The sequence below is a fragment of the Geobacillus jurassicus NBRC 107829 genome (genome assembly GCF_001544315.1).
Taxonomy (GTDB): Bacteria; Bacillota; Bacilli; order Bacillales; family Anoxybacillaceae; genus Geobacillus; species Geobacillus jurassicus.
Map to the genome: position 1 here is coordinate 1 of NZ_BCQG01000018.1, position 21,020 is coordinate 21,020.

Sequence of the window (21,020 nt, forward strand, 5' to 3'; positions counted from 1 at the left end):
CTTCAACGGTTTTCATTTTTTCCGGCTTGGCTACCCCTTCGTATTCGTACACCTTGCCGATATACAAGGGGGCTTTGGTGTACAGCACAAGCCATTGGGCGATCAACAAGCAAACCGCTTGGATGACGACAAGCTTCCACAACAGCCCTTCGATCCGTTTCATGGCCCGCGCCTCCTGCCTTCCATTTTTTCTAGCAGTATTCCACGCATCCGGCTCATTTATTCTGTTCGTTCTCCCATTTCCTCTCCTCAAGCTGCCGTTCAAAGCTGTAGCGGATGAGCCGAACGCGGTCTTGGGGGGCGAGGTCTGTGAACTCCACCGACATTTTCGCCATGCCGCGGCTGCCATCGGCCATGCGCACGATGGACGCCTTCGTCTGTACGTAATGGTATTCGCCGGAGCGCATCGCCAGCGCAAGCCATAGCTCGACCGCCATGCCGGGGCGCAGAAGCGGAGCGTGCGACGATGGAACAAGAAGGGCAGCTCCGCCGGCGCTGATATCGACTGTCATCGTCACAAACGGGGCGAACTCGCCGCCAAGCGGATGGACAGCCGCATCGACATTTGCTTTCACCCGCACATAGCGGCGGCGCTGGATGCGCACGACGTATTCCTCGCCCGGGTAAGCCAAGACGACCATCGGCAACGGATCGCGGATTTTCCCTCTCACCTCAGTATCAAACATGTATAAACCGCCGTCTTGCCCGACAAAGCTCGCTCTAAACTGCATCCCGTTCAACAAATAAACGGTTTTTCCGCTCTGTTCATCGATAGGATAGCTGATATGGACCGCCCCGTCAGCGATGGCGAGCGCTTTGCTTCGGTATTGCCGCGCTGAGCCGTCCGACGGCTCAAGCCGGATCGAATCCCCGATTTTGATCATCATGTTTCCTTTTCCCCTTTTCAGCCAGCTGCCGAACCGGCGATCGTTTCGCTGACCCGCATGATGTCCCACGACTATTATACCATACCGCCCGGCTGCCTTTGCCAAAAAAAGAGGAAAAGCCGACAGTCCCCGCTTTTCCTCCCTTATGTTCATCCGTAGTTCGGCTCCACGCTTTCGAGCTTCTCGACTTTTTCTTCAAGGCCGGTTGCGGCGTTAATGAACAGTTGATACGTTTCACCGCCAAGCGTTCCTAAAAACTCATAGCAAAGCACCGGTTTTTGCAAATCGTGCATAATGACTGCCTGGCGCTGCTCCATCACTTTCAAATGCGGGTTGACCTTTTTCCTCACCTCCTCGACGGTGAGCGTCGGTTTTGGCAGCGGGCGCGGGATCGACGATGACAAATAATCGCGTGCCGTAAAACCGACGACATGGCCGTTGTCAAGCGCTACTTTCATTTGGATCGCTTCCGGGTAAATGCGGATGCCGTTTTCGCTTTTGACAAACGTCAGCACGGCGACATTATCGTATTGCGTGCTGTCATACAGCTCAAAGCCGGTGAATTGGTGCCGGCGCAAAAACGCCATCCCGCGGTTGAGCGCCTCATGCAAGCTGATCTTCGGCTTGCCGACCGGACGGCTGTTTAACGCCCAAATCGGATATCCGCCGTTTTTCGTCACATCCATGTAAATATCGCCTTTTGTTTTCGAGTCGTGAATCGTTAAACTGTAAAACCGCTCGTCCGCCCCATTGCCGCTTTCCGTCACCTTAATTTTCTCTGTTCCTTTTAAGCCGAGAAACTCGCGGGCGACCCGCTTCGCCTCGTCTTTGGAAATCGGGCGTCCTTTTGCGCGGACAAAGCCTTTTTCCTCGTTAGCGAGGCCGATGAACGATGGGCCGAACTCAGACGAAGTCGAGAACGTATCGACGTTTTTCTCCACCGCTTTAAAGCCGTCAATAATGATATTGTCTCCTTTTTGGTCGTTCGTCGCCAACGCCAGCTCAACATCCATCCAACGCAAATTGTTTTCCAGCACTAAATGCTGCACGTTGCGCAATTCTTGGCGGATCGCGCCGGCGTTTTTGTACAGCGCCTCGAGCGTCTTGTACTCTTCCTTTGTCAACGGCTCTTTTTCCAGATCGCGCACCGCCGTCCGGTAGCTGAACTCGCCGATTTTCGATAAAAACTCTTGCGTCTTGTTAAACGGCAAAAGCGACAGCGGCAGTTGACCGACGTCGGAGTGGGCTTCGGATGCAATTTTCCACACTTCAGCGAGCGCCGGCGACAACGAGGCGTGCGAGTTCATCGCCAGCGTCGCCCCAAGCTTGTCATGCAGCAAATCGATCTGATAGGCCAAATCGTGGAACGCGCGTTGATAATTGTTTTCCGCATGAATTAAGATTGCGTTTTTTTTCTGATGCTCGCGATAGCCCCAGTAGCCGGTGCCGATGACGGCGACGACAAGCGCCGCAATCAGTATGTTTCGCACCATCCTGTCTCCCTCCTTATTATTTGCAAAAAATATGGTTTCCAATCCGCTTGATTTGCGGACGGCTCCAAATCCATGAGCTCGTCGCCGTGGCCGGGTTGAAGTAGTAAATCGCTCCACCGGTCGGGTCCCAGCCGTTGATCGCATCAAGCACCGCTTTTTTTGCCGTTTCGTTTGGCGTCAGCCAAATTTGCCCATCGGCGACCGCGGTGAATGCGCCGGGCTGAAAGATCACCCCGGCGACCGTGTCCGGAAATGACGGATGCTCAAGCCGGTTTAAAATAACGGCGGCAACAGCCACTTGCCCGATATACGGCTCGCCGCGCGCTTCCCCGTAAACAGCGTTTGCCATCAGCCGAATATCGTTTTGCGAAAACCCTTTCGGCACGTTGGACGCCGTCGTTATTGCCGCCCGCGACGAACCTCCGCCGCGTTTTTTCACCTGCTGGCTGAGCGGAATGCCGCCGTAATGGGTGAAATCGTTTCCTTGGCGGATTTGCTCTTTGACAAACTGCTCGTAATATTTTGAAGCCTTTACCAATTTTCGTTTTGTCTCTGCCCCAGCCAACCCGTCGACCGGCAAGCCGTATTCGTATTGGAAATTGCGCAGCGCCCAATACGTGCGCCAGCCGAAGACACCGTCAATTTTCCCGTTGTAAAACCCGAGGTATTGCAGCCGCGCCTGCAGTTCAATGACATCATCGCCAACCGCTCCGCGCTGAATCACTTGCGGAGAAAACGCGGAAGCATAGCCTGATGGGTAAATGCATGTCCAAACAGCCAATGCGATGAATAGGACCCATTTCCTTGCCATATGCGAACCTCCCGTCCACACACACCGTTTTTACCCCTATTTTCCTTCCATTTCCCTTTTTTATGCGAAAAGAAAAGAAAAAGCCAAGCATGTCACGCTTGACTTTTCACTGGCGGCACCGCTTGGCAGCGGGCATATCCTTTCGCTTGTTTTACTTTGCGCAATGCCACCCACCATAAGGCGAGCATAAACGGCCCCATGTAATATCCCCATCGCTCTTTGGCAAGCAGCAGCCAATCATAGACGCCATGGAGAAAAAACGGCAGCAAAAACGACGCCCATAAATAATAGCGGCGTTTTTGGCCGGCAAACTTCGCCTTGCCGAAATAAAAACCCATGATGACAGCAAAGAGCGCATGGCTGGACACCGGCAAAAACGCCCGGGCGATGGCCGTCTCCACTCCGTTGGCCAATAAGTACAAAATGTTTTCCAGCGTCGCAAACCCGAGCGAGACGCTGGCGCTGTACACAATGCCGTCATACGGCTCGTCAAACTCGTCGTGGTCGTATACAAAAAAATAGATGACAAACCATTTGACAAACTCCTCAAGGAGCGCGGCCGAAAGAAACGCTTCGACCGCCGGCGACGCGACGATCCCTTCTTCCGCCAGCACGTATTGGATGAACATGATCGGAAACACAAGCAAGACGCCGAACAAAAACATGCGCAACACAAACGAAAGCGGCTCAGCCTCATATTCGTCCTTTAAATAAAAATAACTAAGCAGCGCCACCCCGGGGGCGACGCCGGCGGAAATCAACGAAAACATCCCCGATCCCCGTTTCTTTGGCATTTTTAACTTCATCGTACCACGAAACGAGGGAGAAAAAAAGAGGAATTGCTGGCCCGCTTGTCGCCTAATAGGCGAACAAGCCGTCAACGGCGGCGTCGGCAGCAAGAGCGACGGCAAGCTTGATGCGCGCCTTTTTCGCATCGTAGTCGCTGCCAAGAATGACGCCTTTTTTATGCAAATCGTAGGCGCTGCCGGGATAGTCGTACGTCGTGTACACCGCCCCTTCCTCAGCGCTTGTCGTCACAACGACTTTGATCCCCGCTTCGATCGCCTTGACGATCTCATCGACCATTTTCGGCGCCACTTGCCCGCGGCCGACCCCTTCAAGCACAATGCCGGCGACGCCGCTTTCCCGAGCCGCTTTAATGAACTTGCCGTCCGCTTCTAAATAACATTTCACAATGTCCACGGGTGGAAGCGGGCGCACAAGCTTGTAATATTCGCGCCGGATCGGCTTTTGGTACACGTGCACCTCATCGTTGTCAATGATGCCTAAATAGCCGAAACCGAACGCGTTGAACCCTTGAATGTTCGAGGCGTGCTCTTTTTTCACGTATTTCGCGGCAAAAATGCGTTCATTGAACACAACGACCGTCCCTGCTCCACGCAGCGGCTCGGCGCATGCGGCGTAAATGGCATGGCGGATGTTGATGTACACATCGCTGCCTAAATCAGACGGCGCCCGCTGCGAGCCGGTGACGACGATCGTCCGCGGATCATTGATCGTCAAATCGAAAAAATACGCCGTTTCTTCAAGCGCATCCGTCCCATGAGTGACGACGATGCCATCAACAGACGGGTCGGCGAAATGCTCCTCAATCCGCTTTTTCAGCTCGAGCCAATGCGAAAACGTCAAATGCATGCTCGGCAGTTGAAACACGCTCTCAACGATGACTTCAATCTCCTTCGGCAAATGGCACATCGCCGCGAGCTCTTCACCGCTTAGCGCTCCGGCTCTCAGGCGGCCGGAGCGTTCGCTACGCTTGCTCGCAATCGTGCCGCCGGTTGCAAGCAGCACCACTTTTCGTTTCGTCACGCAAGCCACCCTCGCTTTCTCGCTTCAACATCATAAGGTATTGGCCCATGAAGCGCTACTGCCGCTGCTTGGCTGACGCCTCCTGTTCGCGCCGGACGATGCAGGCGGCGATATACTCTCCATGGAAGCGGCCGTTTTCGATAAAAATTTCGTTCGCATCGTTGCCGGCGGCGATCACGCCGGCGATAAACACCCCCGGCACGTTCGTTTCCATCGTCTCTGGATCGTAATGCGGCCGGCCGCTTTCCGGGTCGATCTGGACGCCGATGTTCATCAAAAAGCGATGGTCCGGATGATAGCCGGTCATGGCAAACACAAAGTCGTTTTTGATCGTTTTCGTTTCCCCGTCCACTTCATAAACGACCGCATCTTCGGTAATTTCTTTCACCTGGGCGCGAAACTCCATGCGGATGACGCCTTTCTTCACAAGCGAGTCAAACTCCGGCAAAATCCACGGCTTAATGCTTTTTGAATACTCGTTGCCACGGTACAGCACCGTCACGCGCGCTCCAGCTTTCACAAGCTCCATCGCCGCGTCGACGCTCGAATTTTTCCCGCCAATGACGACGCAGTCAGTGTTGAAGTACGGATGCGCTTCTTTAAAGTAATGCATCACTTTCGGCAGCTCTTCCCCCGGCACGTTCATATAGTTTGGATGGTCGTAATAGCCGGTGGCGATAACGACATATTGCGCGCGGTACGTCCCTTTTGTCGTTTCAATAAAAAACGTCCCGTCTTCCTGCCGCTTGACTGTTTTCACTTCTTCAAACGTATTGACGCGCACCTGCTTGCGGACGACGACCTCGCGGTAATAGGCGAGCGCTTGATTTCGCGTCGGCTTCCGGTTTTCAGTGATAAACGGCACGCCGCCGATCTCCAGCCGATCGCTCGTGCTGAAAAACGTCTGATGCGTCGGAAAACGGTAAATCGAATGGACGATGTTTCCTTTCTCGATCACGAGCGGCGAAAATCCGACGTCTTGCAAAGCGATCGCCGCCGCCAGCCCGCACGGCCCGCCGCCGACGATAATAATTTTCTCCTCTTTCATCGTTCTTGTCACCTCGCACGAAGCAAAAAATCCCCTATCTTATGATAGGGGATTTCGCCAAAGCTTGCAAACATCGGCGCTTATTCGGGGCATGGCGATCCGCGCAATGGCCAATGATGGCCATCGTTCGATCTTCCGCTTTTTCGCCGCAACCAACAAAGCCCAGAACGCCGGCCGAACGCGCGACAAGCGCCTCCTCAAGCAGCCGACACTTCAAGATTCGATGAATGCCGCCCGCCAACGCTCTTGTCCCGAGGAGCGGAAAAACAGGCGATTGTTTGTGGCCAACACGTGCAAGCGTTGGCTGCGCTCACACCCAGCCGCGGAACCGGCACGCTTCCGCCATTTTGCGGACGCCGACCATGTAGGCGGCAAGGCGCATGTCGACGCGGCGCGTCTGCGCCATTTCATACACGTTGTTGAACGCTTTGACCATCACTTTCTCAAGCCGCTGTTCGACTTCTTCTTCCGTCCAATAGTAACCTTGGTTGTTTTGCACCCATTCGAAGTACGACACGGTCACGCCGCCGGCGCTTGCAAGCACGTCCGGAACGAGCAAAATGCCGCGCTGCGTCAAAATTTCCGTCGCCTCGAGCGTCGTCGGTCCGTTCGCTGCCTCGACGACGATGCTCGCCTTGATGCGCGGAGCGTTCTCGGCCGTAATTTGGTTTTCGATGGCCGCCGGCACCAAAATATCGCAATCGAGCTCAAGCAGCTCTTTATTCGAAATCGTATTTTTAAACAGCTTCGTCACCGTGCCAAAGCTGTCGCGCCGTTCAAGCAAGTAGTCGATGTCGAGCCCGTTCGGGTCGTACAGGGCGCCGTACACATCGGAAATGCCGACGACTTTCGCCCCGGCGTCGTGCATAAACTTCGCCAAATAGCTGCCGGCGTTGCCAAACCCTTGCACGACGACGCGCGCCCCTTTGAGCGACAAACCGCGTTTTTTCGCCGCCTCGCGGATGCAAATGGTCACTCCTTTGGCCGTCGCCGTTTCCCGGCCGTGCGAACCGCCGAGAACAAGCGGTTTTCCCGTGATAAAGCCCGGCGAATCGAACTCGCGGATGCGGCTGTACTCATCCATCATCCACGCCATAATTTGCGAGTTCGTGAACACGTCCGGCGCCGGGATGTCTTTTGTCGGGCCGACGATTTGGCTGATGGCGCGCACATAGCCGCGGCTTAGCCGCTCGAGCTCGCGGAACGACATCGTGCGCGGGTCGCAGACGATGCCGCCTTTGCCGCCGCCATACGGCAAGTCGACGATGCCGCACTTTAAGCTCATCCAAATCGACAGCGCTTTCACTTCGCGCTCCGTCACATCAGGATGAAAGCGCACGCCGCCTTTCGTTGGACCGACCGCATCGTTATGCTGCGCGCGGTAGCCGGTAAAAATTTTCACCGACCCGTCGTCCATGCGCACCGGAATGCGAACCGTCAACACGCGGATCGGCTCTTTCAGCAGCTCGTACACTTCTTCCGGATAGCCGAGCTTTTCCAACGCTCTATGTATAACAATTTGTGTCGATGCCAGCACGTCGTATTGTTGTTCTTTCTCTTCCGTATGCTTATCGGCTGCCATACCGTAAACCTCCTATAAGCTCGCTATAATAATTTGTCGCCTTTCATGTCATAGTATACACCTTCTGTTGGCGGATGCAAAGGAAAAATGACGAAGCGGCCCACGGAACGACCCGCGAGAAAAAATAGACTCCTTGTCCATTTCAAGGAGTCTTTCTCTTCCTCAGTTGGCGCGGAAATAACGAACGAGCTGCTCGATCGCGCGGCGTTCGATCAGCCGCTTCCCATATTCTTGCACACGATGTATCGTTATCGTGGCCGGGCTGCCAAACTCGGCCAGCAAGGCGACAAAGTTGTCGAGCGGAATCGGCGGTTCATCAGGAACATGCAAGTAAAAGCGGCCTTGGTAGGAATAGAGCGTGCCGTCAAGGCAACCGACCGCATGGAGGCGATGAGCGAGCTGGATGACATCTTCGAACGTTTGGAATTCGTAAAATATGTCATCGCTCTCATCGAGCGTTACTTGCATTTCGATATAATCGTCGGCGAACTCTTCTTCGATGTCGTCGTAGTCGCCTTCGTTTGTGACGATAACGACCATGCCCTGTGCCGGTAAAGAGTACACTTCGACCGCGATCGATCCGTTCACCTCAAAACCGAGCTCTTCGCTTGCTTCCTCGATCATATCGCGGAACAGCTGATGAACTTTAAACGTATCTTTCCATAAATCGTCTTTCGTCAACCCGCGGTCCAGCAAATCGTCAAACGTCAGGAAAATTTTAATTTTGTTGTGGGTCAAGCGCTCAAGACGCATCGGCACCCCTCCTTACCTACAGAGCCATCTCTTACCGTTATTGTATGACGCAAGCGGCAATTGGTTCGTTTTATTGTTATTAATGAGTTTACATCGTTTGCCCTGTTTTAGACAAGCATTTTTTCTCAGCAGTTTGCTTTTCAGATGCAATCGTGATGAGATGAGCCTCTGCCGGCGCTCCGAGGCGGAGCAGCGCCCCAATCGTTCCATAGCCGTTGCTCGTGAATAAAGCAGTGCGGCCGCGCCATTTAAGTCCTCTCTTTTCATACAGCCCAAACGAAAACAACCGGATTTGCCCGCCGTGCGTATGGCCGCTCAACAAAAGCGAAATGTGATGCTCATCTTTCATAAGGGCGATAATTACCATATTATTACAGTATAAATTCCTCCTGCTAAAGCAGGCTGCCCTGCGTCGACCGACCGTTTCTCATTGACATCATACCATATAAACAGGAAAAAACGAAAAAAAGCGCCGCCAGTCGCCAATGAAACCGAAACGCCCAATACAAATGGCCGAGCGCCGCCAAGCTGAACAGCCATTGGCCAAAGCGGAGCCGCCGGCCGGACAACAAGCGCATCGTCCCGGCTGCAGCGATGCGGAGAAGCGTTCCGTTGGCGGCGACGCCAAGCAAAAAACAAGCGAATGAAAGCCATGTTCTAAGCGGGGAAAACAACAGCTGCGTCAAAAACAAGGCTGGAGAAAACGGCTCAAACGGCGGCAGCCAGCGAAAAAACAAATACGTGCACATGACAGCGACAGAGGCGATCACCCATAGGCGGCCCATTTTTTCCTCCTTATTATTGCCATGATTCGTCATGACAAACAGGCATGAACGACACTGCTCTATCATACATATAGACTGAACTTTGCCAAAAAAGGAGGGGTTTCATGTTCACAACGCGAAAACAATATGAGCCGTACATCAGCCCGTTTGACCCGTGCCCGCCGATCCGCGTGAAAACATACGTCACCGCGCCAAACTTATACGTTGGATTCCAGCCGCCGAACTTGCCGCAATTTCCGCTTCGCGAAGCATTGATGAAAGGGACGCTTTGGCAAGTATTTTACGATCCGTACTACAGCCCTTACGAAACGAAGACAAAAGGTGATGGCTCATGAAACAAATGCCGAAAGAGTATTACGAGCAGCTCGAGGAGCTGCAAGCCGTCGACTTTGCCCTCGTCGAGCTGACGCTGTATTTAGACACCCATCCAAACGACTACCAGGCGATTCAACAGTTTAACCAACTGGCGCAAAAACGGAAGCAGCTGAAAAAACAGTTTGAAGCCGCCTACGGCCCGCTTGAGCAGTTTGGCCATAGCTATTCCAACTACCCATGGAACTGGGACGACGCACCGTGGCCTTGGCAAGTGTAGCCGATCCATCATGAACGCAAGGAGGAACGGATCATGTGGATTTATGAGAAAAAACTGCAATACCCGGTCCGCGTCAGCACGTGCAACCCGCGGCTGGCGAAATATTTGATCGAACAGTACGGCGGGGCGGACGGAGAGCTGGCGGCGGCGCTCCGCTACTTAAACCAGCGCTATACGCTGCCGCCAAAAGTCATCGGGCTGCTAAACGACATCGGTACGGAAGAACTCGCCCATCTCGAAATGATCGCGACGATGGTGTACAAATTAACGAAGGACGCGACGCCCGAACAATTAAAAGAAGCTGGGCTGGAACCGCATTATGTCGACCATGAGCGCGCCCTATTTTACCATAACGCCGCCGGCAATCCGTTTACAGCGACATACATTCAAGCGAAAGGCGATCCGATCACCGACTTGTATGAGGACATCGCGGCCGAAGAAAAAGCGCGCGCGACCTATCAGTGGATCATCAATATGAGCGACGACCCCGATTTAAACGACGGACTCCGCTTTTTGCGCGAGCGGGAAATCATCCATGCCCAGCGGTTCCGCGAAGCGGTGGAAATTTTAAAAGAGGAGCGCAACCATAAAAAGGTTTTCTAAGCCAACGGCAGCTGGGCGGAACCCCCGCTCAGCTTTGTTCATAATAAAGATTGATGTCGTACTCCCGCTTCATCCATTCAAACAATCGATGGCGCCCGTTCCACTGTTCTTCGTCTTTCCATAAATCGATGCTTTTTTGGATGATCTCACAGCGAAGGGCGTGAAAATCGTCTTCCGCCTTTTCGCTTTTTCCTTTGTAGTAGACGCCCGCCCAATAAACGGTGCCTAGAAGAAGCAGAATGAACACATGGACAGGCGCAGCGAAAAACCAGGCGATCCGCTCGCCCCACGTCCCGAAAGACGCCGCCTTGGCCAAAATATAAAGAAGGAAAACGGCCAAGCCGACAAACGCGGCCGCCTGCAAAAGCAACGTCCGCTTTTCAAACCGCTCCCATTTTTTCTTTTTTTCGATGACAGCGAGCAACATTTCTTTCGCCACTTCATCGAGGGGAAATTCATCCGGAAAATGGACCATCATCCTCTCCCCCTTGTCCCATTCTATTGTCCATCATATGCTGCGGCCAACTGCGTTAGAACAAAAAAGCAAGGGGAGGCAGGCATATTTTTTGATCAAAAAAGGCGGCCGCTCAATGTTCTTCACGAAGCGGAATGCGCAGCGTTTGCCCTGGCTTGAGACGGCCCGTCGACAAGCCGTTTTCCTTTTTGATGAGATCGATCGCATCAGGCGTGCCGTAATATTTCATGGCGATGCTGTAGAGCGTTTCATTGGCCGCGACGACATGGGTGATGATTTTTCCTCGTTCATCACTGGTGTCGGTCTTTTCCCGATCGCCGACGTCTCCTTGATCGGCAGCGCCCTTCTGCTTCGGTTTGGCCGCCTGTTTGGCTCCCTTGACTTCGTCGTCCCGAATAATGCGCACCGTCTCACGGCCGCTCTCCCCTTCATGCCGGACGACCGTGACCGTGCCCGACTTCGATTGGACATGATGGATGGCCAGCACGGCCGCCGGCAGCGCCAAAAATAAAAACACAAGCAGGCGGGACGGTACGTATTTTCGCTTTTGTTCCTCTTTTTTCCGCCGCCGTTTGATGCGTGAGGGCGGCGCGCTCTCATCCAGCCGCAAGCGCCGCCCTGCCCGGCGCCCCTCCATTCCTTTCATCGCTTCACCCCTTCCTCCCGCTGCAGCCGAATATGCAAAGCGAGCACCACATCGATCAAAAAGTGGGCGACAACCGTCACCCATAAACTCTGGGTCTGTTCGTAAAGCGCGCCGAGAAGCAAACTGACGAGCACCACCATCAAAAACAAAAACCATTTTTCCAAATAGCGCACATGCAACAGCGCAAAAATGGCGCTTGCCGCCCAAAGCCCCCAATGCGTCTGCACGATGCCGCGAAACAGCCATTCTTCCGTCACAGCGATGAGCGCGCATAAAAAAAAGAGATGCGCAATCGAGCGGCGGCGGAACAATTTTTCATTCACTCCACCGTCGTCATGCCAATCATCCGGCAAATAGCGCATGGCCAAAAAATCGGCCGTCAGCACGAGCGCCGCCCCGCCCGCTCCGTATAGCAGCACATCGATGAGATCAAACTGCCAAAGCTGGCGCCACTCCGCCCAATCGAACAAAAAGAGTGAACAGCCGCCGGCGGCAAGAAGCAGCAGCCCTTGCGTTAAATAAAGGTGAAAAAGCACCTCGCGCTCCGTCATCTGCCGGATTTGTTCACTTTGCCGCTTCATTCGTCCGCCCCCCCGCCAAAAAACATGTCCCACAGCTCCTCGCGCCAATGGCGAACCGGCGCCGCCTCCGGACGGCGGGCGGCTCGCTCATAGCCGTCAAGCGAAAGCCCGCAGCGATCGCAGCAGACATCCCGCCGATCCGTCAGCTCCTCGCCAAACGCGCGGACAAGCGCCTGACGCCGGCACGAGGACAAATGCACCCATTCATCCATTTCCTGCAGTTTTTTCCGCTTCCAGCGCCGCCGCGCCTCGATAGCGGTCGCCATCTTGCCGTACAGCCGCTCTTTCGTCTCTGCCGTCAGCCGACCAGGCATCACCCGTTGTTCCCGTTCTAAAAAATACGCCAACAGCCGCTTTTGTATGTCGGTTAATCCGGCCGCCTCGAGCGCCGCCATCGCTGTTTCCCATCCAGATCCTTCCGACAGCCGCCAACACCACTCACGCAGCTCGTGCGGACTTAACAGCTCCGCCTCCGCCACCGCCTGAGCGATAGCCCGGTCGCCGTCCGCGTAAAATAGCACGGCAAGGCTTGGCGCCCCGTCGCGCCCGGCGCGCCCGATTTCCTGCACGTACGCCTCGAGCTGGGCCGGCATATGAAAATGAAGCACAAACCGGACGTTTTCTTTGTTCACGCCCATGCCGAACGCGCTCGTGCAGCATACGATGTCAAGCTGGCCGTATAAAAATTGCTGCTGCACGAGCAGCCGTTGTTCCCCGTCCATGCCGGCATGATAATACGCCACCCGCCCCGCGCCGCACTGTTCGAGCCGGCGCGCCATCTCTTCCGCCCATTGCCGGCTCGAAAAATAAACGATCCCCGGGCCTTCGAGACGCCTCGCATAGTCGGCCAAGCGCGCCGCTTTGTCCTCTGTTGACGAACAGTGCTCCACCTGTAAGGCGATGTTCGGGCGGTCGACGGAATAAATATGGCGGCGGGCGCCATCCATTCCGAGCGTGCGAATGATATCATCCTGCACCTCGGGCGGCGCCGTCGCCGTCAACGCCAAACACGGCGGGGCTCCGAGCGAGCGCCGGATCTCCCCAAGCTTTAAAAAGTCTGGGCGAAAGTCATATCCCCATTGAGAAATGCAGTGCGCCTCATCGACGACAAACAGCGAGAAGCGTACGCGCCGAAGCGCCGCTAAAAATTTTGCCGACTGCAGCATCTCCGGCGACGCGTAAATGAAACGAAACGCTTCAAGCGAAGCGAGCGCCTGCCATTTTTCTTCGGCATCAAGCAGGCTGTGAAAAGCAATCACCCGCTTTTCCCCGCGCCGGCGCAGCTGCTCGACTTGGTCCTCCATGAGCGACACAAGCGGCGAAACGATAAGCACGCTGCCTTGAAGCAAATACGCCGGCAGCTGGTAGCAAAGCGACTTGCCGCTTCCGGTCGGCAGCACCGCCAACACGTCGCGCCCAGCAAGCACATCTTCCGCCACTTCCCGCTGCCCCGGGCGGAACGAGTCATGTCCAAACCACATGCGCAACATTTTCGTCAGTTCGTCCAACGTCCCACTTCCTTTGCCAACACGAGCCGAATTTCAAAATAGCTGGCCTTGCCGTCAAGCGCCTCGCGAATCTCCTTGAGCCTGCGCGTCTTGAGCGCCCGCGCCGCCGCCCGGATGGACGCCGCCTTCTCATCATCCACAAACGGGGCGATCGAAAAGCCGGGCACATTGGCGGCGATTTCGACAATGTGGTCTTCGATCGTGCTTCGCCTCAAACGGCGAAGTTCGGCAATCTCCCCGACCGTTTTTCCTTTCTGCAGCCATTCGTACGTTTTTTGCGCCGATTGCGTCAGCACCGCCGGTGCCAGTCCGCTCATCAACTCGGCCATCATCGGAGCGCGTCCAGCCTCAGCTTCCGCCATCATGTAATGAAGCACGTTGCGGAACTGAAACTGCACGTACAAGGCATCTTTTTGCAAATGGGCGGCGATTTGCTCCATCGTCCAGCCGATGCGGACCGCGCTTGTCAGCCGCAGCGTAAAGATCGCCGCCGCTTCTTCCGAAACGGCCTCAAGCAATTGGACGAGCTCCTTGTAAAACAACTCGGCCAGCGTTTGCCGCGATCCTTTCGCAAGCAAATATTGCTTCACCCACTGAAGCGTCCGTTCATCGCGGCAAATCGGAACAAAACGCCGCCCATAAACGAGGTTTGACAACGTTTGCCCAATGAGCGAAAGCCGCTGCCAAAACAGCGGTTCCGCCTCATGATAGCGCCAGCCGTTCAGATGGCGGGGAAAGAACGTCTCCTGCTCGGCGAGCCACCTCCGCCCTTCCCCCGTCAGCCTGTACGTCCGGTTCCCCCCCGGTGCGGCCAACCGCTGTTCAACGAGCGTCCTCGCCGCTCCCTCAAGCACAGCCATCGTCACGTCTTTCCACGTGCCGAAAAACGATTCAAGTTGAAACCATTTGCTGTCTTGCAACGTCTGCGCCGACTTTTTTCCAGAAAACAAATGGTATACCGCCGCCAGTGTCCGTTCGCCGTTGAAGCGGCGCAGGCAATGGGCGAGCAAAAAAGAGGCATAGCGTTGGCGCATCACAAGTTCCTCCTTCGCCTCTATTGTAGCAAAAATCGCCCGGCCGGTCGGCGGAAAAAAGTCGAACGGCTGGCAGCAGTTCAGCCATATAATAACAAAATTAAATAAGATGCATATGTGTAAAAATACAAGAGAGCGATTTTTTTGTTGAAAAGCGGGCCGTGCGGTCTTATTATAAAAGTGAAAAGTTCATTTCCGAGCAGGCAACACGGAGATGGCCCGTCCGTTTCCAATAAACTTGGGGAGGTTCGATTTTTATGCCAAAGTATACGATTGTGGATAAAGAAACTTGCATCGCCTGCGGGGCTTGCGGCGCCGCCGCTCCGGACATTTACGACTATGACGAGGACGGCATTGCCTACGTCACTCTTGACGACAACCAAGGCATCGTCGAAGTGCCAGAAATTTTGATTGATGATATGATGGACGCTTTTGAAGGCTGTCCGACCGAGTCGATTAAAGTCGCTGACGAGCCGTTTGACGGCGATCCGAATAAATTCGACTAATAAATTCGACTGACATTCTCCCTCTTGCCTTGTCGGCAAGAGGGTTTTTTGGTGCAAGCGTGAAAAAATGCCATTTCACAAGTAGCGCATCTTGGGCGGACGTGCTACAATAAGATTGTCTTGTCCGCCGCGCCTGGCTGGGTGGACAAGTTTCCATGCATACATAACCAGCAAAGGAGGAACGGGTTATGGCATTTGAAAATAAAGTTGTCGAAGCGTTTATCGAAATTCCGACTGGAAGCCAAAACAAGTACGAATTCGACAAAGAGCGGGGCATTTTCAAGCTCGACCGCGTCTTGTATTCCCCGATGTTTTATCCGGCTGAGTACGGCTACTTGCAAAATACTCTGGCGCTTGACGGCGATCCGCTCGACATTTTGGTCATCACAACAAATCCGACGTTCCCGGGCTGCGTCATCGACACGCGCGTCATCGGCTACTTAAACATGGTTGACAGCGGCGAAGAAGATGCGAAATTGATCGGCGTTCCCGTCGAAGATCCGCGCTTTGATGAGGTACGTTCGATTGAGGATCTTCCGCAGCACAAACTGAAAGAAATCGCTCACTTCTTTGAGCGGTATAAAGATTTGCAAGGGAAACGGACGGAAATCGGCACATGGGAAGGGCCGGAAGCGGCCGCTAAATTGATCGACGAGTGCATCGCCCGCTACAATGAACAGAAAAATAAATAATTCTGAACGAAGACGCTTATTTCATCGGAAACGCTGTATGTTTCTATTCCCGAACAATCGCGCCCATATTTTTAGATATGGGCGCTTTTCTTTTTCAAAATACGAACATTCCAAAACAAAAAAACGTTTTCATTGGTATGACTTCTCTTTCTCCCATTGACAGAAACCGCTTTCGCATGTTAAATTATCAGAAATTTAACATCCTTGAAACAGAAAGGGGCACCCACTGTGTTTCGCGTACTCGTTTCCGACGCCATCAGCGAAGAAGGGTTGGCGCCGTTGCGTACATCGGCGCACATTGACATCGTGCAAAAGAAAGTGAGCGAAGCGGAAGGCGAATTGCATACATTTGACGCTTTGCTCGTGCGCAGCGCCACCAAAGTGACAGAAGAACTATTAGAGAAAATGCCGAATTTGAAAATCGTCGGCCGCGCTGGGGTGGGCGTCGACAACATCGATGTCGACGCGGCGACGAAACGCGGCATCGTCGTCATCAACGCGCCGAACGGCAATACGATTTCCGCCGCCGAGCATACGTTTGCCATGATGGCGGCGCTCGTCCGCCATATTCCGCAGGCGCACATTTCGGTCAAATCGCGGGAATGGAACCGCTCGGCGTTTGTCGGCAAGGAGCTGTTCGGCAAGAAACTTGGCATCATCGGCTTCGGCCGCATCGGTTCGGAAGTCGCCAAACGGGCGCGCGCCTTTGGGATGACTGTGCTCGTCTACGATCCGTTTTTGACGAAAGAGCGCGCCGAAAAACTCGGCGTGTCGATTCAATCGCTTGATGAAGTGCTGGCGGCGGCTGACATCATCACCGTCCATACGCCGCTCACGAAAGAGACAAGAGGCTTGCTTGGCACAGAAAACTTGGCAAAAACGAAAAAAGGCGTCTATTTGATCAACTGCGCCCGCGGCGGCATCATCGACGAACAGGCGCTCATTCCGTTTTTGGAAAGCGGACATGTCGCCGGCGTCGCCCTCGACGTCTTCGAACAAGAACCACCGGGCGACCACCCGCTTTTGACGTTTGACAATGTGATCGTTACGCCGCATTTGGGGGCATCGACCGTTGAAGCGCAGCTGAACGTCGCCACCCAAGTGGCGGAAGAACTGCTTCACTTCTTTGAAGGACAGCCGGTCACCTCGTCGATCAACTTGCCGGCTCTGTCGAAAGACGTCTATGAAAAAATTCAAGCATTCTATCATTTAGGGCGCAAGCTCGGCTTAATTGCGTCGCAGTTTATGAACATCCCGGTGCAAGAGCTGTCGGTCACCTACGCCGGCACGGTCGCTGATTTGGAGACGACGTATATCACCCGCAGCCTGCTTGCCGGCTTCCTGCGGCCGCGCGTCGCCTCAACCGTCAACGAGGTGAACGCCGCCATGATCGCGAAAGAGCGCGGCATCACATACGGTGAAAAATTTTCCGATGAAACGCACGGCTACGCCAACTGCATTTCACTCACCGTCCATGGCGAAAACAAAACGTTCACGATCAAAGGAACGCACGTGCCGAACTACGGCGACCGCATCGTCCACTTTGACGGCGTCGCCATCGACTTCGCCCCGGAGGGCCATCTTTTGTACATCCAACACCAAGACCGTCCGGGGATGATCGGCAAAGTCGGGAACGTGCTCGGAGCGCATGACGTCAACATCGCCACGATGCAAGTCGGCCGCCAAGAAGCCGGCGGAAAAGCGATGATGATCCTCTCGCTTGACAAACCGGTCGATGACGCCGTATTAAACGCATTGGCGCAAATTGATGACATCGAAACGGTGAAACGGCTCGAAGCGTAACCGCCCGCTCGAACGCCGGACATGCGAAAAGCGCAGGCATCCTAAAAAGGGACCTGCGCTTTTTCACATTATGGCCTTCGGAATGTACGACTGAATAGTTTCTATGCACTCCAAAATGTGCGTCAAATAGAGCCTGTCGTTTTTCATAGGTGGATCGCCTCGTTTAATACGTCCTCTTTGATCTGCCAGTGCAGAGCATGTTCTGTAACCACATCGACTTTCACTTGGAGCAAATCTTCCATTTCTTGTTTGCAGCGAATTAAATCAAACAAACTTCTTCCTTCTTCAACATTCACAAGTAAATCAAGATCACCTTCAGGCACATCCTTTAGTCTTGCAACCGAACCGAAAACCCTTATATTTTGAATACCGTGTTTCTGGGCAACTTCGAAAATTAGGTCACGCTTCTCCCGAAGACGATCATAAAGCATCATACGTCCCTCACATTTATTATATCATCCATCGTGCAACGAAACCGCCGTCCAATCATAAGAACACGCAGTCTCCCATTAAGAAGCCTGCGTGCTTCATCCATTCGTTCCGTTCAGCCGAGCGGCACCGCTTTCCGCTCGCCTTTCGAGAACGTCATCAGCTCGGTGTAGCCGACGCTGCGGGCGAGTTCGACCGCCTTGTCAAAGTCGGCGCCGACGTGCTCAGGCACGTGCGCGTCGGACGACAACACGATCGGAATACCTTTTTCATAGCACATTTTCAACAGGCGCGGATCCGGATACAGTTCGCCAATCGGCTTGCGCAGCCCGGCGGTGCTGATTTCGACGCACGTTTTCGAATTGGCGAGCGCTGTTGTCGCTCGGTCGTATTGTTCAAGCAAAAATTCCTCATCTTCGGGGACGTATTTAAAAATTTTCACTAGATCGAGATGGCCGATAATATCAAACAAATTGGACTCAGCGAGCGTTACGACTTGGTCGAAATATTTGCGGTATGTATCGTACAAATCGCGCCGTTCCCACTCATGGCGATATTCGACTAAGTCGATGCCGAAATCATCGACCCAATGGATCGAACCGATGACATAGTCAAACTCGTATGAACGGATGAAGGCGGCCATTTCCTCGTGTTTGCCCGGTGTATAGTCCATTTCAATCGACATTTTCACATCGATGCCCGCATCCCACGCTTCGTGGAACAACCGGACGTAATCGGCCATATCGTAGCAGCGGCGCGCCTCGACCCACGGATTTGACAAAATGTTTTTCGTTTGATAGAAATGGTACGCGTGCTCGGAAATGCCGAAATGCTGAATGCCTTTTTTCGCCGCTTCATCGGTGAATTGGCGCAAATAATCGAGCGTCAGCGTCCCCCGCTCCAAATGGTTGTGGTAATCGGTCAACATCGGCGTTTCTCCTCTCCTGCTGTTTTTCTCATTATAACGCATTACCGCAAGAAAGGACAACCGTTTTGCGAATATTCATCCAATCACCCGTTAGCGCCGACGAGAAACAACAACGCGACGCATACCGCTACGCCGGCGACTGCCAAGAACCGTGTCATGATATCCTCCATTGCTCAACCCTCCTTGCCTTCCTTCTTTGCGCCATCTATGTCTTATGTCAAAATCATCACCGATAGAACAGCACGGCGAAGACATTAACAAAACTGTAACAAATGCGGCCCATGGCCCGAGCCGACGGCTACGGGCCGTCCGCCGTCAGCAGCGCGGCGTTCGGGCCGGTGGGCACGTTGATCCGCTCCCCGAGCGGATATGGGCCAAGAGCCGATAAGCCGCTTGCCTCGAATGTCACGTCAAGCAGGCCAAACTCTTTCGCCGTCAGCAACACCGCCTCTGCCATGCTCGCCGCTTCATCCGCACTTGGCGAGGTGGAAAAATGAATCCGAACAGTAGCATGACGCCCATCAACATCGACCAAACCAACTTCCACCCCTGACGGAATAACCGGTTCAAGCCCGCGGATGGCCGATTTTTTCATCTGCCGCAGCGCTTCAGAAAACGAACGGGCGCTGCTTGGCATCGGAATGAGCACCGCATGACTGAACAAAGAAGAGCGGTTTTTATAATACATTCGTTTTTGCCCGCTGATTTTTATCGTTTTGAACCGCCCCACTGACGGCAAATGAAGGCCTTCTTCCTCCCCGGTGAAAAAGCGGATGCTCCGCCCGCCCATTTGCCGCACAGTTTCCACGACCGCCTCGAAAAAAAGGCGTTGTTCCTCATGGCTGGCGGCAAATACGCGATGGCCAGCTGGAACGCGAACAACCCATACGCGCCCATCGCCGGCCGCCGGAGTCATCTTCACGCCATCAAGCCATGCGGCCGCTTCCTTGAACGGAGGGCGGTCAAGCTCTCGCAACGCCGCGGTCAGCCGTTCTTCCGGAGCGAGACGCCCGAAAAGAGGCACGGCCACTGGCACCACTTGGCCGATGTGCTCATCAGGCAGGGCGACAACCATCGCATTCCCCGATTCGGTGACAGCCATCGGCGCCACTTCGGCGGCCGTCATCACTTCTGGATGAGAAGAAGCGCCATCCGCCTGCAGCGTCTGAACAGGGGACGAGAAAGCCTCGTTTTTGTCCGCGCGTTTTGGAACGATGAGATGCGGACCAGCATAAACGGCCGCTGCGAGCACGGCTGCCGATACGGCCGCCGAAAGCCAACGCCGCTTCCAACGCGCCAGCCGCTGAGCGCGCGCCAGCTGGGCATACACCTCTTCTTTTGTACGCCGGTCTTTGATGACGGGCAGCTGTTCAAGATCATGTTCGATGCATCGCTCATTCCAATTGAGCTTTTTCACGCCGCCATCCCTCCCGCTTTGCCTCTTCCTCCATATACTGCTTGAGCGCCTTTAACGCGCGGTGCTGCGTTGTTTTCACTTTGCTTTCCGTCCAGCCGAGCGCCGCCGCCGTTTCGGCAATCGACAGCGACTGGATGAACCGGAGAATGAGCACGAGCCGCTGGTCGACCGTGCAACGCGCCAAGCAACGGTACATGAGCTGAATCTCCTCTTTTTGAATCGCAATTTCCTCGGGCATCAGCTCATTAACGCCGATTTGCTCCTCGCTCCATTCCGACGGGCCGGCCCATTGGCGCCGCCGCTTTTGCTTGCGGAAAAAGTCGATGGCCACATGGCGCGCAATGGACAGCAGCCACGTTTTTTCGCTGCATTGCCCTTGAAACCGCTTGTATGAGCGCAGCACTTTCACGTACACTTCCTGGACCAAATCTTCGGCCTGCTCTCGATTCCGCACCATGTAGAACAGGAAATTAAACAAATCGTCATGGTACTTTTCATACAACTGTTCAAAGACGGGGTCCATCGTTTCTCTCCCCCTATTCTCCCCATGGACCACAGCAAAAAAATCCCATTATCTTTATGATAATGGGTCAAGCGTGAAAAGAGAATCTTTTTTT

At 54.2% G+C, this 21,020-nt stretch carries 26 protein-coding genes; 6 read left to right on the plus strand and 20 right to left on the minus strand.

Annotated elements, in window-relative coordinates; translation table 11 throughout:
• The 11 genes from GJ1_RS18605 to GJ1_RS06650 all read right to left on the minus strand — a co-directional run.
• On the minus strand, positions 1–163 hold a 163-nt coding region (locus tag GJ1_RS18605; protein WP_167346095.1), incomplete at its 3' end, for a YpfB family protein.
• Positions 164–215: 52 nt separating this feature from the next.
• A complete protein-coding gene (locus tag GJ1_RS06600; RefSeq protein WP_066230337.1) occupies positions 216–884 on the minus strand; it encodes a flagellar brake protein in 669 nt (222 codons plus the stop codon).
• Between the two features lie 152 nt (positions 885–1,036).
• Complete coding sequence (gene ypeB / locus GJ1_RS06605; RefSeq protein ID WP_066230153.1) at positions 1,037–2,380, minus strand: germination protein YpeB; 1,344 nt, start codon at positions 2,378–2,380, stop codon at positions 1,037–1,039.
• Between the two features lie 16 nt (positions 2,381–2,396).
• On the minus strand, positions 2,397–3,191 hold the full coding sequence (gene sleB / locus GJ1_RS06610; protein WP_066230156.1) for a spore cortex-lytic enzyme: 795 nt from the start codon (positions 3,189–3,191) through the stop codon (positions 2,397–2,399).
• A gap of 92 nt (positions 3,192–3,283) precedes the next feature.
• Positions 3,284–3,961 (minus strand): glutamic-type intramembrane protease PrsW, encoded by a 678-nt coding sequence (prsW, locus tag GJ1_RS06615; protein ID WP_066230160.1) that lies wholly within the window; start codon positions 3,959–3,961, stop codon positions 3,284–3,286.
• An 88-nt stretch (positions 3,962–4,049) separates the two neighbouring features.
• Entirely contained in the window at positions 4,050–5,021 is a 972-nt protein-coding gene (locus GJ1_RS06620) for an asparaginase (RefSeq protein ID WP_066230163.1), read from the minus strand.
• A 55-nt stretch (positions 5,022–5,076) separates the two neighbouring features.
• A complete protein-coding gene (locus GJ1_RS06625; protein ID WP_066230165.1) occupies positions 5,077–6,069 on the minus strand; it encodes a YpdA family putative bacillithiol disulfide reductase in 993 nt (330 codons plus the stop codon).
• Positions 6,070–6,379: 310 nt separating this feature from the next.
• Positions 6,380–7,651, minus strand: a complete 1,272-nt coding sequence (locus GJ1_RS06635) for a Glu/Leu/Phe/Val family dehydrogenase (protein ID WP_025948501.1) — start codon at positions 7,649–7,651, stop codon at positions 6,380–6,382.
• Positions 7,652–7,813: 162 nt separating this feature from the next.
• The gene (locus GJ1_RS06640) at positions 7,814–8,404 is read right to left on the minus strand and encodes a genetic competence negative regulator (protein ID WP_066230169.1); all 591 of its coding nucleotides are present in this window, start codon (positions 8,402–8,404) and stop codon (positions 7,814–7,816) included.
• A gap of 88 nt (positions 8,405–8,492) precedes the next feature.
• Complete coding sequence (locus GJ1_RS06645; protein ID WP_245629350.1) at positions 8,493–8,753, minus strand: metallophosphoesterase family protein; 261 nt, start codon at positions 8,751–8,753, stop codon at positions 8,493–8,495.
• A 43-nt stretch (positions 8,754–8,796) separates the two neighbouring features.
• Positions 8,797–9,189 carry a hypothetical protein gene (locus GJ1_RS06650; protein WP_066230172.1) on the minus strand — a complete coding sequence of 131 codons (393 nt, stop codon included), beginning with the start codon at positions 9,187–9,189 and terminating at the stop codon, positions 8,797–8,799.
• Between the two features lie 104 nt (positions 9,190–9,293).
• Between GJ1_RS06650 and GJ1_RS06655 the strand changes: the two genes are divergently transcribed.
• From GJ1_RS06655 to GJ1_RS06665, 3 genes are read left to right on the plus strand one after another with little or no spacing between them, the layout of a single operon-like run.
• The gene (locus GJ1_RS06655) at positions 9,294–9,524 is read left to right on the plus strand and encodes a spore coat associated protein CotJA (protein ID WP_012820740.1); all 231 of its coding nucleotides are present in this window, start codon (positions 9,294–9,296) and stop codon (positions 9,522–9,524) included.
• Positions 9,521–9,781: a spore coat protein CotJB gene (locus tag GJ1_RS06660; RefSeq protein ID WP_031408620.1), complete on the plus strand. Its 261-nt coding sequence runs from the start codon at positions 9,521–9,523 to the stop codon at positions 9,779–9,781. The genes GJ1_RS06655 and GJ1_RS06660 overlap by 4 nt, the downstream gene beginning before the upstream one ends.
• 33 nt (positions 9,782–9,814) lie before the next feature.
• Positions 9,815–10,384: a manganese catalase family protein gene (locus GJ1_RS06665; protein WP_066230176.1), complete on the plus strand. Its 570-nt coding sequence runs from the start codon at positions 9,815–9,817 to the stop codon at positions 10,382–10,384.
• Between the two features lie 28 nt (positions 10,385–10,412).
• Here the strand turns inward: GJ1_RS06665 and GJ1_RS06670 are convergent, their stop codons facing one another.
• From GJ1_RS06670 to GJ1_RS06690, 5 genes are all read right to left on the minus strand, one after another.
• Positions 10,413–10,859, minus strand: a complete 447-nt coding sequence (locus GJ1_RS06670; protein WP_066230179.1) for a YpbF family protein — start codon at positions 10,857–10,859, stop codon at positions 10,413–10,415.
• Positions 10,860–10,971: 112 nt separating this feature from the next.
• On the minus strand, positions 10,972–11,505 hold the full coding sequence (locus tag GJ1_RS06675; protein ID WP_066230182.1) for a LysM peptidoglycan-binding domain-containing protein: 534 nt from the start codon (positions 11,503–11,505) through the stop codon (positions 10,972–10,974).
• Positions 11,502–12,086, minus strand: coding sequence for a CPBP family intramembrane glutamic endopeptidase (locus GJ1_RS06680; RefSeq protein WP_066230185.1), 585 nt, complete (start codon positions 12,084–12,086; stop codon positions 11,502–11,504). The genes GJ1_RS06675 and GJ1_RS06680 overlap by 4 nt, the downstream gene beginning before the upstream one ends.
• Positions 12,083–13,594: a RecQ family ATP-dependent DNA helicase gene (locus GJ1_RS06685; protein ID WP_066230188.1), complete on the minus strand. Its 1,512-nt coding sequence runs from the start codon at positions 13,592–13,594 to the stop codon at positions 12,083–12,085. Before GJ1_RS06685 ends, GJ1_RS06680 begins: the two co-directional genes overlap by 4 nt.
• Positions 13,582–14,628: a YpbB family protein gene (locus GJ1_RS06690; protein WP_066230191.1), complete on the minus strand. Its 1,047-nt coding sequence runs from the start codon at positions 14,626–14,628 to the stop codon at positions 13,582–13,584. The genes GJ1_RS06685 and GJ1_RS06690 overlap by 13 nt, the downstream gene beginning before the upstream one ends.
• Positions 14,629–14,885: 257 nt before the next feature.
• Here GJ1_RS06690 and GJ1_RS06695 point away from each other — a divergent pair, with 257 nt between their 5' ends.
• From GJ1_RS06695 to serA, 3 genes are all read left to right on the plus strand, one after another.
• A complete protein-coding gene (locus GJ1_RS06695) occupies positions 14,886–15,134 on the plus strand; it encodes a ferredoxin (protein ID WP_011231729.1) in 249 nt (82 codons plus the stop codon).
• A gap of 188 nt (positions 15,135–15,322) precedes the next feature.
• Positions 15,323–15,826, plus strand: a complete 504-nt coding sequence (locus GJ1_RS06700; protein WP_066230193.1) for an inorganic diphosphatase — start codon at positions 15,323–15,325, stop codon at positions 15,824–15,826.
• 228 nt (positions 15,827–16,054) lie between these two features.
• Positions 16,055–17,629, plus strand: coding sequence for a phosphoglycerate dehydrogenase (gene serA, locus GJ1_RS06705; protein ID WP_066230196.1), 1,575 nt, complete (start codon positions 16,055–16,057; stop codon positions 17,627–17,629).
• A gap of 143 nt (positions 17,630–17,772) precedes the next feature.
• Here serA and GJ1_RS06710 read toward each other — a convergent pair whose 3' ends face one another.
• The 4 genes from GJ1_RS06710 to sigX form a co-directional block, all read right to left on the minus strand.
• Positions 17,773–18,060, minus strand: a complete 288-nt coding sequence (locus tag GJ1_RS06710) for a nucleotidyltransferase family protein (RefSeq protein ID WP_217994765.1) — start codon at positions 18,058–18,060, stop codon at positions 17,773–17,775.
• Positions 18,061–18,173: 113 nt separating this feature from the next.
• Positions 18,174–18,986: a histidinol-phosphatase gene (locus GJ1_RS06715; RefSeq protein ID WP_066230201.1), complete on the minus strand. Its 813-nt coding sequence runs from the start codon at positions 18,984–18,986 to the stop codon at positions 18,174–18,176.
• A gap of 298 nt (positions 18,987–19,284) precedes the next feature.
• Positions 19,285–20,403, minus strand: coding sequence for an RsiX family anti-sigma factor (locus GJ1_RS06720; protein WP_066230204.1), 1,119 nt, complete (start codon positions 20,401–20,403; stop codon positions 19,285–19,287).
• Complete coding sequence (sigX, locus tag GJ1_RS06725; RefSeq protein WP_066230207.1) at positions 20,381–20,926, minus strand: RNA polymerase sigma factor SigX; 546 nt, start codon at positions 20,924–20,926, stop codon at positions 20,381–20,383. The genes GJ1_RS06720 and sigX overlap by 23 nt, the downstream gene beginning before the upstream one ends.
• Positions 20,927–21,020: the final 94 nt, after the last annotated feature.